Annotated in this window: 12 protein-coding genes; 5 read left to right on the top strand and 7 right to left on the bottom strand. The window is 69.8% G+C overall.

The window, feature by feature from the left end; translation table 11 throughout:
- Positions 1-135: 135 nt before the first annotated feature.
- Entirely contained in the window at positions 136-852 is a 717-nt protein-coding gene (locus ACV7NO_RS13595; RefSeq protein WP_463407354.1) for a metallophosphoesterase, read from the bottom strand.
- Positions 853-1,065: 213 nt separating this feature from the next.
- Between ACV7NO_RS13595 and ACV7NO_RS13590 the strand changes: the two genes are divergently transcribed.
- Positions 1,066-2,343 carry a sugar transferase gene (locus ACV7NO_RS13590; RefSeq protein ID WP_463406506.1) on the top strand — a complete coding sequence of 426 codons (1,278 nt, stop codon included), beginning with the start codon at positions 1,066-1,068 and terminating at the stop codon, positions 2,341-2,343.
- Between the two features lie 115 nt (positions 2,344-2,458).
- Here the strand turns inward: ACV7NO_RS13590 and ACV7NO_RS13585 are convergent, their stop codons facing one another.
- The gene (locus ACV7NO_RS13585; RefSeq protein ID WP_463406505.1) at positions 2,459-3,658 is read right to left on the bottom strand and encodes a glycosyltransferase; all 1,200 of its coding nucleotides are present in this window, start codon (positions 3,656-3,658) and stop codon (positions 2,459-2,461) included.
- Positions 3,659-3,765: 107 nt separating this feature from the next.
- Here ACV7NO_RS13585 and ACV7NO_RS13580 point away from each other — a divergent pair, with 107 nt between their 5' ends.
- Positions 3,766-5,235: an oligosaccharide flippase family protein gene (locus tag ACV7NO_RS13580; protein ID WP_463406504.1), complete on the top strand. Its 1,470-nt coding sequence runs from the start codon at positions 3,766-3,768 to the stop codon at positions 5,233-5,235.
- 57 nt (positions 5,236-5,292) lie between these two features.
- Positions 5,293-6,135 carry a methyltransferase domain-containing protein gene (locus ACV7NO_RS13575; protein ID WP_463406503.1) on the top strand — a complete coding sequence of 281 codons (843 nt, stop codon included), beginning with the start codon at positions 5,293-5,295 and terminating at the stop codon, positions 6,133-6,135.
- A gap of 3 nt (positions 6,136-6,138) precedes the next feature.
- Here the strand turns inward: ACV7NO_RS13575 and ACV7NO_RS13570 are convergent, their stop codons facing one another.
- Positions 6,139-7,011 (bottom strand): hypothetical protein, encoded by an 873-nt coding sequence (locus ACV7NO_RS13570; RefSeq protein ID WP_463406502.1) that lies wholly within the window; start codon positions 7,009-7,011, stop codon positions 6,139-6,141.
- A 90-nt stretch (positions 7,012-7,101) separates the two neighbouring features.
- On the opposite strand from ACV7NO_RS13570, the gene ACV7NO_RS13565 reads away from it, so the two are divergent.
- Both ACV7NO_RS13565 and ACV7NO_RS13560 read left to right on the top strand, forming a co-directional pair.
- On the top strand, positions 7,102-8,115 hold the full coding sequence (locus ACV7NO_RS13565; RefSeq protein ID WP_463406501.1) for a glycosyltransferase family 2 protein: 1,014 nt from the start codon (positions 7,102-7,104) through the stop codon (positions 8,113-8,115).
- 1 nt (position 8,116) lies between these two features.
- On the top strand, positions 8,117-9,379 hold the full coding sequence (locus ACV7NO_RS13560) for a hypothetical protein (RefSeq protein ID WP_463406500.1): 1,263 nt from the start codon (positions 8,117-8,119) through the stop codon (positions 9,377-9,379).
- A gap of 55 nt (positions 9,380-9,434) precedes the next feature.
- Here the strand turns inward: ACV7NO_RS13560 and ACV7NO_RS13555 are convergent, their stop codons facing one another.
- From ACV7NO_RS13555 to ACV7NO_RS13540, 4 genes are read right to left on the bottom strand one after another with little or no spacing between them, the layout of a single operon-like run.
- Positions 9,435-10,898 (bottom strand): right-handed parallel beta-helix repeat-containing protein, encoded by a 1,464-nt coding sequence (locus ACV7NO_RS13555; protein ID WP_463406499.1) that lies wholly within the window; start codon positions 10,896-10,898, stop codon positions 9,435-9,437.
- Complete coding sequence (locus ACV7NO_RS13550; protein ID WP_463406498.1) at positions 10,895-12,202, bottom strand: HlyD family type I secretion periplasmic adaptor subunit; 1,308 nt, start codon at positions 12,200-12,202, stop codon at positions 10,895-10,897. The genes ACV7NO_RS13555 and ACV7NO_RS13550 overlap by 4 nt, the downstream gene beginning before the upstream one ends.
- 1 nt (position 12,203) lies before the next feature.
- Complete coding sequence (locus ACV7NO_RS13545; protein WP_463406497.1) at positions 12,204-13,928, bottom strand: type I secretion system permease/ATPase; 1,725 nt, start codon at positions 13,926-13,928, stop codon at positions 12,204-12,206.
- Positions 13,925-15,565 (bottom strand): TolC family protein, encoded by a 1,641-nt coding sequence (locus ACV7NO_RS13540; protein ID WP_463406496.1) that lies wholly within the window; start codon positions 15,563-15,565, stop codon positions 13,925-13,927. The genes ACV7NO_RS13545 and ACV7NO_RS13540 overlap by 4 nt, the downstream gene beginning before the upstream one ends.
- Between the last annotated feature and the right edge of the window lie 151 nt (positions 15,566-15,716).

Genomic DNA, 15,716 nt, shown 5'->3' with positions numbered 1-15,716 from the left:
GCTTGTCGAAGGGCGTTCGACTTCATGGCAACGCGTACGGGTCGAGGCGGCGGGCCGCCCTTCGACAAGCTCAGGGCGAACGGATGGGATGTGCCGCTTGCCGCACGATCCGCTCCTCCAAGGCAAGAGGATGCTTCAGTCCGCCCCGCTCTGCAGGAACCAGCGGTCCTCGCCTTCCAGTCCGATCGCGGTGAGGATGCCGTGGACATAGGCGCCGGTGTCGATGCCGATGCGGTTGGGGTGGACATCGACGTCGCGGGTGATGGTGTGGCCGTGGACGATCATCGCGCCGTGATCGGCACGCGACTGGAGGAAGGTCTGGCGGATCCAGCGCAGGTCTTCGGGCTTCTGCGCGTCGAGGGGGATGCCGGGGCGGATGCCCGCGTGTACGAACGCGTAACCGCCGACGCGGTGGCAATCGATGCCGGACGCCATCAATGCGAGGTGCTCCTCGGGCACCGTCTCGCGGATCAGCGCGCCGACCTGGTCGAGCGCGGCGTGATCGTACGCCGCCGCATCGACGCCGTAGCTGAGCAGCGTCTCGCGCCCGCCGACCTTGTCGAACAGCGACAGCGCCTGGCGCTCGCCGCGCGCGGCGGTGAGGAGGATCTCCTCGTGATTGCCCATCAGCAGGACGGTGCCGGGGCGATCGCGCATCATCTCGCCGACGCGCGCGACGACGCCCGCGGAGTCGGGGCCGCGATCGACGAGGTCGCCGAGCAGGACCAGCGAGGTCTCCGCGGGGCCACGCGCGGCATCGTCGGCGTCGATCGCGGCGAGCAGCGCGTCGAGCCGGTCGAGACGGCCGTGCACGTCGCCGATCGCGTAGACGCGTCGCCCGGGCGGAATCATCGGCACTGCGAGAGGCTTCTTGCGGAAAAGGGTTCTGAGCACTGTGTGTTACCGGCGGGAGCGCGGCGCTATATCGTGGGGCGCGCTCCCGCTCAACCGTGGCGAGGGCGCCCCGCGAATTGCCTCGCGCCGCGCGCGCGCCTATGACGCCATCGGCGGCGGGCGTTCCGGCCGCGGCGTACACCGCAACTGGCGATCCACAAGACACGCATCATGGCAACGAGTTCGGGCGACCTCCCGCAGCGTGGGCATCTCCACCGGCTGCGCTTCCAGCTTGGCGGCTGCCTGCTGTTCGCGGCGTTCCTGCCCTATGTGATCCGCGCGGCGACGCTGCCCGATACGATGCAGCTCCAGCCGATGACGAACGGCCTGTACGGCAGCGTGATCGCGATCTTCGTCGGCACGTGGCTGTTCCGCAACGTCAGCACCTATCCGGGGATCGAGAAGACCGCGTACGTCCTGCCCGCGTTCACGCTGTCGTACACGCTGCTGCTGCTGTTCTTCATCGTGAGCCGGCTGGATTACAACCGCACGATCCTGCTCGCGGGATACATGGTGAGCGTGGTGTGGTTCCTGGCGATCCACTCGCGGCTCCAGCGGCGATCCGAGCTGCGCGTCGGGGTGCTGCCGTTCGGCGACGACGCGCCGTTGTTGCAGCTGCCGGGGGTGACGTGGGTCCGGCTGGGCGATGCCTCGGAATGGCCGACGGGGCTCGACGCGGTGGCAGCCGATCTCAGGATCGACCTGCCGAGCGACTGGGACCGGCGGCTCGCCGACTTCGCGCTGGCGGGGCTGCCCGTCTATCATACAAAGCACCTGATCGAATCGCTGACAGGGCGCGTCGCGCTGGAGCATCTGTCGGAGAACAGCTTCGGTTCGCTCGCGCCCGTTTCCGCGTTCATGTCGATCAAGCGCGCGGTCGACTGGGTGACCGCGCTGGCGGCGGGCGTCGTGCTGCTGCCGGTGCTGCTGGGAATCGGGCTGGCGATCCGGCTGACCTCGCCGGGCCCGGCGCTGTTCCGGCAGCAGCGCGTCGGGTACAAGGGCGTGCCCTTCATGGTGTACAAGTTCCGCACGATGACGGTCGCGTCGCACGCGTCCGACGCGGCGCGCGATCATGCGATGACGCAGCCCGACGACGTGCGCGTGACGCGGCTGGGGCGGTTCCTGCGGACGACGCGGATCGACGAGCTGCCGCAGATCGTCAACATCCTGAAGGGCGAGATGAGCTGGATCGGCCCGCGCCCGGAGGCGGAGGTGCTGTCGCGCTGGTACGAGGCGGAGATCCCCTTCTATCGCTATCGCCACATCGTCCGGCCGGGGATCGCGGGATGGGCGCAGGTCTGCCAGGGACACGTCACCGCGATCGAGGACGTGCAGAGCAAGCTCAACTACGACTTCTACTACATCAAGAATTATTCGGCGTGGATCGACCTGCTCATCATCGTGCGGACGGTGCGGACGGTGTTGACGGGATATGGGTCTCGGTAACGAGGGTGGGACGTGTGTCGCCTCAGGCGATGCCTTTTCCTCACCCGTCACCCCGCTCGATCCGGGGTCCAGCTTTTGGCCGGCGCTCAGAGAAAAGAAGAAGCGGGACCCCGGATCAAGTCCGGGGTGACGGGGGGATTTTCTCTTTGAGCAACGCCGCGACCGCCTCGGTGAGGCGGGCGTGGAAGGCGGCGGGGGAGAAGTGGGTGTCGAATGCGCGGCGGGCGGCGGTGCCGATGGCGACGGCGTCGGGCTGGCGGGCGAGGGCGGTTCGGAACAGCGTGGCGATGCCCTCCGCCGACGTGGTGTCCGCGACGAGCGAGTCGGTGTCGGGGGTGAGCCAGGCCTTCGTGCCCACGCTGGGGACGAGGAGAAGCATCCGCCCGAGCCCGAGCGCATCGATCGAGACGATCGGCAGCGTGTCGTCGCGCGAGCTGACGAGGACGGCGTCGGTGGCGCGCATGGCGGCTTCGTAACCGTCGCGGTCGAGCTCGCCCGCGAGCGTGACGCCGAGGGCGGCGGCGTCGCGCGCCACGGTGGCGGCGAAATCGGGGACGAGCGTGCGGCCGTAGAGGGTGAGCGCGATGCGGGCACGGTCTTCGGCGGAGAGCAGCGCGTAGCCGGCGACGGCGAGGTCCTGCCCCTTGCGGGGTTCGATCGAGCCGAAGACGCCGACGCGTAGCGGCGCGGCGGGCGTGGCCGTCGGGGGATCGCCGAGCGGGGTGACGCCGTAGGGGACGATCGTGACGTCGGCGCGGACGGGGGCGAGCAGGTCCGCGCACATCGCGCTGCCGGCCCAGACCTGCGCGACTGCGGCGATCGCGGCGCGGACCACTGGATCGGGCAGGCGGGCCTCGAGCAGCGAGACTTCGTGGAGATACCACAAGGTCGGCACGCGCAGGGCGAGCGCGGCGGCGACCGCGGCGGTCTCGATCGTGTTGCACAGCGCCAGCGTGGCGAGGTCGGCGAGCGTGCGCAGCCAGGCGGGCGCGGTGGCGATGGCGGGGTCGACCAGCACCGGGACGCCGATGGCGCGTAATTCGCCGCCGAACGGGCCTTCCGTCGGGGAGACGACGATGGGGGCATAGCCGTCCTCCCGGAGCAGGCGTGCAATCTCGAAGACGAGGAGCGGCGCGCCGCTGCGGCTGAGATCGTGCGTGGCGAGCAGCGCGATCGGGCGCGTCTCGTGGGCGATGCGGGCGAGCGCGGCGCGCCGGAGCGCGGCGTGGCCGTGGCGTGCGATGCGGCCGGGCAGACGCGAAAGGACGGCGTCGCGGAGCCAGCGGGCGGCGGTGGGTTCGATCGGGGCGGTCATCGCGCCGCCTTGGCGAAGACGGTGCGCGTTTTGAAGCCCGGTCTTCGCCTTGCGGTCATGCGCGACGCCGCCTACCGCCGCGGGTGATGACGACGGGGCCTCACTAGATGTCGGTACGCAGGGCGTTCGCGTGGTCGCTGGCGGGACAGTTGCTGTCGTTCGTCGCGACGTTCGGGACGACGGTGGCGCTGGCGCGGATCCTGTCGCCGCGCGAGGTGGGGATCTATGCCGCCGGCCTTGCGGTGGTCGGGATGCTCCAGGCGATTTCGGCATTCGGGGTGGGCACCTTCATCGTCCGCGACCGCGACCTGCATGCGGGCACGCTGGCGACCGCGTTCACGATCAACGCGGGCGTCTGCGCGCTGCTGGCGGCGATCGTGTTCGCGGCGAGCTGGTCGCCATGGGTGACCGCAGGGGAGCCGGCGGTGGGGCAGGTGCTGCGGCTGCTGGCGCTGATCCCGCTGCTGGGCGCGCTCGAGTTCCGGCCGGCGACGATGCTCCAGCGCGAGATGGGGTTCCGCGCGATCTCGCTGGTGACGATCGCGCGGACCGTGGCGAGCGCGGTCGTCAGCGTCGCCGCCGCGCTGATGGGGGCGAGCGCGCTGAGCGCGGCCTATGGGGGGCTGGCCTATGCGATCGTCGGCGTCGTCGGGTTCGGCGTCGCCGCGCGCGGGCATGTGTCGCTGGCGATGTCGGTGCGCGGGTGGCGGACGATGGTGGCGTTCGGGCTGAAGACGCTGGCGATCGGGGGTGTCTCCGTCCTGACGATGCGGCTGTCGGATTTCCTGCTGGGGCGGATCCTGGGATTCGCGCCGCTGGGCTATTATTCGCGCGCGAGCGGGCTTTCCAACACGGTGTTCCAGAACCTGTACGGCAGCGCGGCGCGGGTGCTGTTCGCCAAGCTGGCGGACGACGACCGGGCGGGCGCGGGGCTGCGGACCGCATATCTGCGCGGGCTGGACGTGATCCTGGCGCTGATGTGGCCCCTGCTCGCCGGGATCGCGGTGCTGGCGGGGCCGGTGACGCTGGTGCTGTTTGGCGAGCGGTGGCTGCCCGCCGCCGCGCCGCTGGCGATCCTGATGGTGGCGCAGATGCTGGCGCTGGCGTTCGCGATGAACCACGAGCTGTTCGTGCTGCGCGACCAGGTGGGGCGGCAGGGCAGGCTGGAGGCGATCCGATCGGTGATCGGGCTGGCGGCGTTCGCCTATGGCTGCACGTACGGACTGGCGGGCGCGGCGGCGGGGCGGGTGATCGATTCGCTCGTCGGGGTAGCGCTATACGTACCGATGCTCTCCGGCCTGTCGGGGGTGCGCAAGCGCGAGCTGCTGGTGGTGTATGCGCGTGCGGGGTTGCTGACGGTCGCGGCGGTGGCGCCTGCGGCGGCGCTGATGCTGCATTTCGACTGGGCGGCGGCGGTGCCGTTTCGCGCGATCGCGGTATCGGTGGCGATGGGCGTCGCGCTGTGGGCGGCGCTGCTGCGGCTGACGCGGCACCCGCTGGTCGATGAGATCGCACGGGTGGTGGGGGCGACGCGGATGCGCGCGCTGTGGACGCCGCTCTCGACACCTCCGTCATGATCGCATAGCCCGCCGCTTATAGGTATCGAGATCCAGTCGCTGAGGCTGTTGTTGCGCGTGCGCCGGACGGGCGTCGATTTTTCGAACACGCTGACGATCGGGCGGCAGGACCTGCTGGTCACGCCCGAGCAGGTTTCCGACGTCTTCGCGCGCTTCGGCGAGACGATCGATCCGGCGGAGGCGGGGACGATCGCGGGCACGGCCGACGGATTCGGCAACGCGCTGTTCGCGCGACTGGGCGCGGCGACGGTCGACGCGATGGACATATCGGACTTCGAAGGCGCGACCGTGATCCACGACCTGAACCAGCCGCTGCCGGCGGGGGCGGGCGGACGCTTCTCGCTGGTGTTCGACGGCGGGACGCTGGAGCATGTGTTCTCGTGCCAGACCGCGCTGGCGACCTATATGGCGCTGCCGAAGGTCGGCGGGCACCTGATCGTCGCGGTGCCGTCGAACAACGAGAACGGTCACGGCTTCTATCAGTTCAGCCCGGAGTTCTTCTTCCGCACGCTGACCCCCGCGAACGGCTATGCGATCGAGGGCGTGTATCTGGTGCCGATGTTCGTCGACGCGGACTGGCTGGCGGTGCGCGATCCGGCGGAGGTGGGCGGCCGCGTGGGGCATAACGCCTCGCGGCGATCGACCTATATCTTCGTCGTGGCGAAGCGGATCTCTGACGTGGTGCCGTTCGCGCGGATGCCGCAGCAGAGCGATTACGTCGTGGACTGGGAAGCGGGCACCGCGCGGCAGACGGGGCCGCACCGGTTGCGTGGCGGGATGGCCGCGCGCGTGGCGCGATTGCTGCCCGCCGGGATCGTCGAGACGCTGCTCCAGCTGCGCGCGGCGCGGGCGCGCCCGGATGCGCGGATGCTGACGCGGTTCGTGCCCGAGCGGGGCTGACGGCTACAGCGCCTTCACCGGATAGTCTCGGGACTCGAGCAGCGCGACGATCTCGTCCCGGTCATATTCCTGCGCGAACTTGCCCAGGAGCGAACGCTTGAGGAACGGGAAGCCGGCGGCGACCATCGGCACCGGAAGCTGGAGCGTGGGATCGACCGCGGCCTTCGCATCGACATAGGCGAGTGCGCCGACCGACATCGTCGCGCTGGCGATGCGGGCGAAGCGCGTTTCCTGGTTCACCACCACCTGCCAGAACCTGTCGTAGGCGAAATCGCGGGGGAGGATCTCGGCGAGCGCCTCCATCCGTGCCTGGGTGACCGCCTTCAGGTGGAAGGCGTAGCTCTGGATGTGGTTTTCAAGGTTCGAGGTGGCGGTGAAGCCGGTGAGGTCCCAGCGCATCCGCCGGAGCCACGACGTCAGGTCGCCGAACGGGCCGTAGATCGAATCGTTGAGGACGAGCGCGTCGCTGCCCGGCGCGTGCTCGGCGAGCGTCCAGAGCCCGGCGGCATAGGCGGAGAAGTCGAAACCGGGCAGATCCTTCCAGACCAGCGCGTCGGCGGCGGCGATGACTTCGGCCGGGATCGCTTCGGGCGAAGGCGCCGCGCAGACGACGAGGAGCGGGCGGCCAAGCGCGCGCAGCCGGGCGAGCGTCTCGCGCTGCGGCGGGGCGAGCGTGCCGTCAGGGCTGAAGGCGAACCAGAGCGTCCAGGCGGCGACCGTCGCGGGGGCCTTCAGCACAAGCTGCGCGGGCGGCGGGGCGCGGCGCAGGAGCCGGTCGCGGATGCGGAACAGACGCGCGGGGAGCGGCGGTGCGCTGGGGCGGTAGGTCCAGTCGTGCTGGATCAGGTCGAGGCCGGGCGTGGCGGGTGTCGGCATGGCGTCCGGTCATAGAGGCCATGCGGGCGGTGTCGAGCCGCGGTGTTTTGCGGGTGGCGCAAACCCGCCCCGGAAGGCATATCGCCGCGGATGGCCGAGATGATTTCCGACGCTGGCACCGGGGCGCCACCGACCATGGCCGTGCGTGCGCGTGCCGACGTGATCGTCGTCAACTGGAACGCGGGCGTGCAACTGGCGGACTGCCTGCGCTCGGTCGCCGCGCATGACGCGGGCGAGGTCGATCGGGTGATCGTGGTCGACAACGGATCGACCGACGGGTCTGCCGACGTGACGGTGCCAGGCATCGCGCTGGAGGTGATCCGGGCGGGGCGCAACCTGGGATTCGGGCGTGCGTGCAACCTGGCGGCGAAGGGCGCGCGGGCGCCCTTCCTGCTGTTCCTCAACCCGGATGCAGAAGTGGGCGAAGGGACGATCGCGCAGGCGCTGGCGGCGATCGCCGCGCCGGGCAACGAACGCGTCGGCGTGGTCGGGATCCGGCTGGCGGGGCGCGACGGCGTGGCGCACCGGCATACCGCGCGGTTCCCGACATGGCGCAGCTTCATCGGCAACTCGCTGGGGCTGACGCGGATCGCGCGGGCGTGGTTTCCGCCGATCCTGATGCTGGAGTTCGACCATGCGACGTCGCGCGAGGTGGCGCATGTGATGGGCGCCTTCTACCTCGTCCGCCGCGCGGTGTTCGAGGCGGTGGGCGGGTTCGACGAGGATTTCTTCGTGTACCTTGAGGATCTGGACCTGTCGCGGCGGATCGTGAAGTCCGGCTGGACGATCCGCTACGAGGCGGGGCCGGTCGCGTATCACGCGCAGGGGGGCACCTCCGATCAGGTGAAGGCGCACCGGCTTTGGTATGCGCTCCAGAGCAACATCATCTACGCGTTCAAGCACCTGCCGCGGGCGCAGGCGTACGGGATCGCGGGGGTGACGCTGCTGGTCGAGCCGGTGTCGCGGATGGGGCGGGCGCTGTTCCGGCGATCGGCGACCGAATTCCGCTTCACCGTCGAGGGGTTCGCGATGCTGTACCGCGCGCTGCCGACGATCCTGGCGACCGTCCGGCGGACGATCGCGACCGGCCGGGGGCACCGCTGACATGGCGTTCGCCCGTCCCGCCCCGGTGATCCGCCATGAGGCTGAGGATGCGCTGGCGTCGCTCGTGCGCTTCTTCCTGTTCGTGTCGCTGGGGTTCGCGGCGGTGCTGCCGCACACCTTCCAGGCGCTGGAGGCGGGGCTGTTCGTCCTCACGTCGCTGTTGTGCCTGACGCTGATCCGGCGCGACCCGTATCTCGACAAGGTGATGGTAACGTACTTCGCAGGCGTGGTGCTGACCGCGATCTATGTGTGGGTCGGCTATGTCAACGGCGCGCCCAAGCCTGCGTCGAACCAGATCCTGTTCGTCTATGTCGTCTCGCCGTTGATGTGGATCGCGATGTCGACCGCGCTGTTCCAGTATGTCGGGTTGGCGAGGGTGACGCAGTGGCTGATCCTGCTGACCGGCGTCTCGGTCGTCTCGGTCGCGCTGTTCTTCTATGCGTTCCTGAGCTTCGGGGCGAGCGCGGTGTCGTTCCTGTCGTCGGACGTGAACGTGAACGTCGCGGACGGCTATGCGGGCGCGAACTTCCTCGTCTACGGATCGATGATCTTCCTCGCGGGCGGGCTGTTCGCGCAGCCGACGCTGGTGCGGAACCGGTGGCTGCGGTTCGCGCTGCCGATCGTCGTCCTGCTGGCGGCGATCACCTCCGGGCGGTCGGCGCTGATCCTGTCGATCCCGATGGGGGTGTTCGTCGGCGCGCTGCTGCGAAGCCGGCTGGGAATCGCGGACCGATCGAGCCGATCGATCCTGCTGCCGACGATCCTGCTGGGGGTGGCGGGGCTGATCGTGATCGTCGTGCTGACGACGGTGTTCTCCACGGTCGACGTCAACGTGATCTACAAACGGTTCATGGAGAAGCTGACGAGCGGGGGCGGATCGGAGCGCAGCGAGCAGACGGTGGCGCTGTGGAACGGGTTCCTCGACAGCTATGGCATCGGCGTGGGCCACGGCGTGGGCGTGCCCTATATCCGCAACATGCTGTTCCCTTGGCGGTACGAGGTGATGCCGCTGGCGACGCTGTTGCGCGTCGGGGTGATCGGCACGCTCGTCTATATGTCGACCTTCTTCCTGTATGGCGGCGCACTGATCTCGCGGCTGTCGCGGCGGGAGATGGCGCCGGAGGACATCTACATGGCCGGCGGGTTCGCCTCGGTCGCGCTGGCGGTGTGGACGAACCCGTATATCGAGTCGTTCGTGTTCCAGTGGATGTATTTCCTGCCGGTGATGAGCATCGGGATCGCGATGCGGCGGCGGGGGGCGTAACCGCGGCTGGCGGATGAATAAGCGGGACCTCGGATCAAGTCCGGGGTGACGGGGATTACTTAGCCGCCGTGCCGAGCACGTCCGCCAGCGTTGGTGCTGGGAAGGCGATGTCGTTCTGTGTCAGGCTGAGCCCGGCGCGGTCGATGCGGGCACCGTCGAATACGGTCGCGGCCTGCGCCATGCGCCCGGTTGGAGAGGCGAAGCGGTTGGCCGTGAGCGTCAGGCGGCGGGCGGTGCCGGCGACGAAGGCGATGGCGGTGCCCTTGCGCTGGCCGGGGGTGCCGATGTCGATGAAGCTGTTGCGCGCGACCGTGAGGCCGACGCTGTCGCGGACCCACAGCGCGAACCATGAGGCGGCGCTGCCGCTGCGGGTGAAGACGTTGTCGGCGAGCGTGACATCGGCGATCGTGGCGGCATAGCCGAGCTCGGCATGCCCCGCGCAGTCGGTGAAGCGATTGCGCGCGATCGTCGTACCGCGGATGCCGTCGATCAACAGCGGCTTGTCGACGCGGGTCAGCGTGTTGCCGCGGATTTCGATATCATAGGGCAGCGCGACGGTGGCAGCGCGATCACCCTTCTGCCCGAACGCCTGTATGCCGCCGACGCGGTCCTCGACGATGTTGTCGAGGATGCGGATGCCGCGGTGCGGGGTGGTGACGCGGCCGTTCTGTCCGAGCATCAGCGCGACCGCATAGCCGCCGCCGCCGGTGAAGCGGTTGCCCCGGATCGTGATGTCGCGGACGATCGCGAAGCCGTCGCCATTGGGCTCGATATCGATCGCGCCGGGCGCGCCGAGCCCGGTGCGCGGGTTCATCGGGTCGCCGGCACCTGCGCTGCCGTCGCCGTAGCGGGTGACGTTCAGGAAGTGGCTGCGCTCGATCACGATGCCGTCGCCGTCGATGATCGAGATCGCGTTGCGGTTGTTGGCGTTCACCCCGTCGAACACGCAGTCACGGACGGTGACGCGCTGGTTGTGGCGCTCGGCGCCGAGCGTGGTGCCGCTGCCCAGGTGGAGCCCGTCGCCACGGAAGCCGCGGAATGCGACGCGTTCGAACAGCGCGTCGGTGACGCCGTTGAGCATCACCAGATAGGCGAACTCCTCGAACCCGCGTTTGGCGACTTCGTCCTCGAAGGTGAGGTCGCGGATGACGAGGCCGGTGAGGTTCTTCGCGACGTCGGCGCTGCCGCTGTCATGGAACAGGATGAAGGGTTTGGGCGCGCGGTACGAGCGGGCGAAGACGGTGCGGCCGATGCCGTCTCCCGTCAGTGTTGCGCGCGGGGGGAGCGAGGCGGTGCCGTCGTTGCCAACGAGGTAGCGGCCCGCAGGCGCGTGGACCGGGCGGCCGGTCGCAAAGGCGCGGGCGAGCGCGGCGGTGTCGTCGAGGTCGCCCGGGCGGCGATAGTCGGGGAGCGACACCGCGCCCGCCGCCTGCGCCGCGCATCCGGGCGCTGCGACCAGCGCGGGGGCGAGGGCCGCGATCCGCAACAGGTCGCGGCGGGAGGGGCGGGGCAGCGTCACCGCTCGCGGAAGGCGGTTTCCGACAGGCGCGAGATCGGGGTGAGGAGGTAGCTCATGATCGTACGCTTGTCGCCGATCAGGTTGACGTCGGCGATCATGCCCGGGCCGATCGGCAGGCGCTGGCCGTTGTTCTGATCGGTCAGCGCATCGCCCTGCGTGCGGACGCGGACGGTATAATAGCTCTCGCCCGTCTTCTCCTCGAGCACCGAATCGGGGGAGATGCCGATCACCTTGCCCTCGAGCCCGCCATAGATCGAATAGTCGTAGGCGGTGATCTTCACGAGCGCGCGCTGGTTCATGCGGACGAAGGCGATGTCGGACGGCTTGACGCGCGTCTCGATCGTCAGCCCGCGTTCGGCGGGGACGATCTCCGCGATCGGCTCGCCGGGGCGGATCGTGCCGCCGACGGTCGAGGTCATCACGCGGTTGATCCGGCCGGCGAGCGGCGCGCGGACGATGGTGCGGTCGACGCGGCTTTCGAGCGCGGGCATCGTGCGCTGCTTGGCGGCGACCTCGGCCTGCGCGGCGGCGAGTTCCTGTGCGGCCTTGGCGCGCCAGTCCTGCCGGATCTGGCTGAGGCTGGAGCGCGCTTCGACCACCGCGGCGCGGGCGCGCGAGATCGCCTCGCTCGCGCCGATCGCCTGGCTGGCGGCGACCGAGGCCTGGCGATCGGCCTGGATCAGCGACACGCGCGGTTCGATGCCGTTGGTGACGAGCGGGCGGAGCATGTCCGCCTGCTGCTTGGCCGAATCGCGCGAAGTGATCGCGGCGGCGCGGTTCGCCTCGGCCTCCGCGACCGCGCGTTCGGCCTGCGACAGGCGTGCGCTGGCGGCGCCGGTGAGCCCGATCAGCTCGGACTGGCGCGAGGCGTAGACCGAGCTTTCGATCGCGATCTGCGAGGCGAGCGCGGCATCGCTGGCGGCGGGAAAGTTCGGCGCGCGACCCGCGAGCTCGGCCTCGAGCCGGGCGATCTTCACCTGGAGGCTGGCGGTGGCGGACTGGCTGCTGCCGAACTCGGCGCCGAGCAGCGTCTGGTCGAGCCGGACGAGCGGATCGCCCGCCTTCACGACGTCGCCGGGGCGGACGAGGATCTGCTTGACGATCCCACCCTCGAGATTGGACACGACCTGCAACTGCGCGGTCGGCACGACGCGGCCCGCGCCGTGGACGGTCCGGTCGAGCTCGGTGAACAGCGCCCAGACCAGGAACAGCGCAAAGAAACCGACGATCGCCCACAGCAGCAGGTTCGATGCGTCGCGTGGCTTCACGCGTCCGGCGAAATCCTCGATCGCGGCGTGCGACATGTCAGGCGGCCTTGGGCTGGTTGGTCATGCGGCGCAGGACCTCGTCGCGCGGGCCGTCGGCGATGATCCGGCCTTCGCGGATCAGGACGATGCGGGTCACGAGCTGGAGCAGCGACATGCGGTGCGTGATGAGGAGCAGCGTGCGATCGGCGAGTTCGGGGGCGAGGCGCTGCATCAGCCCCGCCTCGTTCTCCGAATCCATCGCGCTGGTGGGTTCGTCGAACACGACGAGCTTCGGCTTGCCGGCGAGCGCGCGGGCGAGCGCGATCGTCTGGCGCTGGCCGCCCGACAGGCTTTCGCCGCGATCGGCGAGCGTCAGGTCGTAGCCGTTGGCGATCCGGCCCATGAAATCATGCGCGCCGGTGAGACGGCTTACGCGCAGCATCTCCTCGTCGTCGACGGTGTCGCGCGCGAGCGTGATGTTGTCGCGGACGGTGCCGGTGAGCAGCACGCTGTCCTGCAACGCCACGCCGATCTTGTCGCGGACGGTGGGCAGGTCGACCTGGCGCAGGTCCGTCCCGTCGAGCAGGACGAGGCCGTCGGCGGGCTGGTAGAGCCCGAGCGCAAGGCGCGCGATCGTCGACTTGCCCGAACCGACCTTGCCGAGCAGCGCGACGCGTTCGCCGGGATTGATCGTCAGGTTGATCGCGTGGAGCGCGTTCTCGGTCGCGCCCGGATAGCGGAAGCTGACGTTGCGGAATTCGATATGGCCGTCGACGCGCGCGGGCTTGAGGGGCACGCCCTGCGGCACCTCGCTCGACTGCGTCATGAACCCGTCGAGCTGGCGATAGGCGGTGCGCGTGCTGGTGAGCCGCGACAGCAGCTGCGCGATCTGCGCGAGCGGCGCGACCGCGCGGCCACCGAGCAGCGAGCAGGCGATGAGGCCGCCCATCGTCAACTCGCGCGCCTCGATCATGTATACGCCGAGCACGATCGTGCCCGCGTAGGACAAGGTCTGCGCGGTGTTCGCGATGTTCATGCTGATCGTGCTGATGAGCCGCTGGCGCATCGCACCGTCCGAATGGAGATCGATCGCGTCGAGCCAGCGGCGGCGCAGCAGGTTGCCCGCGCCGGACGTCTTGACCATCTCGATCCCGCCGATCGTCTCGACCAGCACCGACTGCTTCGTCAGGCCGTGCTTCATCGCATCGGTCGAGAGGCGGTCCATCGCGGGATAGGTGAGCACCGCGCCGAGGACGACGACCGGGATCATCGCGAGTGGCACGAGCACCAGCTTGCCGCCGATCGCGGCGATCACCGCGAGGGTCACGAAGATGAACGGAACGTCGATCATCGCGGTGAGCGTGGCGGAGGCGAGGAACTCGCGGATCGTCTCGAGCTCGCGCATGATCGCGGCGAGCGAGCCCGTCGAGCTGCGCTTCATGTCGAGGCGGAGCGCCAGCAACTGCGAGAACGCGCTGCCGCCGATCGCGCGATCGACGTTCGCGCCCGCGATATCGACGAAATAGGCGCGTAACGTCCGCAGGATGAAATCGAAGACGAGGACGATCATCAACCCGATCGTCAGCCCGACGAGCGAGGCGATCGCGTTGTTCGGCAGCACGCGATCATACACCGTCATCGAGAACAGCGACGAGACGAGCCCGAAGACGTTGATGAGCGCGGCGGCGACCGCGACCTTGGTATAGGTCGCGCGGTTGCGGCGCATCGGCTCCATCAGCCATTCGGCGAACCGCGGCTTGGCGCCGTGGATGATATCAGTCATTGGCGGACCCGATCATAGGCGCTCTCGATCCGGAGTGCGGGCAACAGCCGGCCGGTGCGCGCGAGCACGACATAATGCGCGGCATCGCGATCGGCGAGGCTTTCGACATAGGCGGTAGCGGCGCCGAAATAGGCATCGTTGGCGTCGATGACGTCGAACAACGTGCCGCGCGAGACGCGGAAGCGCTCCTCGATCGTGTCGCGCGAGAGGCGCGCGGCGATGTAGCTCTGTTCCAGCGCCTTCGTCTGTTCGTTGAGCGCCTCGAGATCGGTCCAGGCGATCGCGGCGTCGCGCGCGGCCTCCTCGGTCACGCGGGCGGAGCGGGCGCCGGCGCCGGCTGCGCGTGCGCGGACCTGGTCGAGCCGCGCGTCGAGTCCGCCGAAAAGGCGCTTGCGGATCGTGAGGCGCGCGCGGATGTCGTAATCCGGGCGGTCCTGGAGCACGCCGTAACGGCCGGCATCGATCCCGGCGCTGAAATTGGGGAAGGTGTCCGCCTTCGCGGCCTGAGCGTCGCGGCGCGCCGCGTCGGCCTGTTCGGCGACCGCGCGGACGGCCGGAACCGATCCCGCCGCGACGCGGGCGTCGTCGAGCGAGCGCGGCAGGTTGCCCAGATAGGGTGCGCGCGACAGGTTGGCGGGGACCGGACGGCCGGTGAGCTGGACGAACCGCGCCTCCGCATTCGCGACCTCGCGGGTGAAGCGCGCGAGGCGGGTGTTGAGGCTGGCGACGCTGCTGTCGAGCCGCGCGACGTCGACCGAGGCGTTGTACCCCTGGGCCACGCGCTGCGCGAACTCGTCGCGGCGCTGCCCCTGGGCGGCGAGATAGGTGCGGCCGATCGCGATGAGCGTGCGATAGGTGAAGACGTCGTACCACGCGCCGATCGTCCGGAGCGCGACCTGTGCGGCGGTGTCGTCGAGCCCCGCCGAGGCGGCACGCAGGCGTGCGCCGGCGGCGGCGATCCGATCGGTGGTGGCACCGAAATCGAGAAGCGTCTGGCTGACCGAGGCCTGCGCGTCGATGCGCTGGCGCGGGCGCGAGCGCTCGATGATGTTGTCGGGGTCGTTGCCGAACTCGCGCGACACCGTCTTGAAGCCGGTGGCATTGAGATCGACCGTCGGGAACAGCCCGGCGCGCGCCTCGCGCCGCTGGCCCCGGGCCTCGTCCGCCTGCGCTTCCGCCTCGGCGAGCGAGGGATTGCGATCGACGGCGGCGACGATCGCGTCGCGGAACACCGGCCCGGAGCCGGCCTCGCGACCGAGCGCGAGGACCGGGTCATTGCCGATGTCGACCGAGAGCGGGCGTTCGACGGGGGCGGGTAGCGCGCCGGGGCCGGCGGGCGGTGCGCTTCGACGGGTCGACGGCATCGGACCGCCGCGCGCGGTCGAAGGCAGCGGCAGGGGGCGTGCCTCGATCGATGGAATTGCCGGAGCCGATGGCGACCGATCCGCGATCGGACGGTCGAGCGGGTTAACGGCGGTGACCGGACCGGGCTGCGGCGCGAACGCGGAAGAGGGTGCGGACGTGACGGGGCCTGGAACCTGTGCCTGTGGCGGCGTGGCGACGGTCTGCGCCTGCACCGGGATCGCGGGCGCAAGGGATGCGATCGACGCGAGGAGGGTCCGAAAGTGGTTCTGCATCGTATGCGGGGCCTGCCGGGTTGTCGCCCCTGCCTGCGGCGCGGGCTTAATCGACGCCACCATCATCGTCCACTCAATCTTGGTGACAATTTGTTCATCGGTTTCCGGCGGGGCGGGGGTAGCGATCCTGGGAGTGGTGCCGCGATCGGCG

The sequence above is a fragment of the Sphingomonas sp. Ell38C01 genome (assembly GCF_055231975.1).
This window is presented reverse-complemented; position numbering and strand designations above follow the sequence as displayed.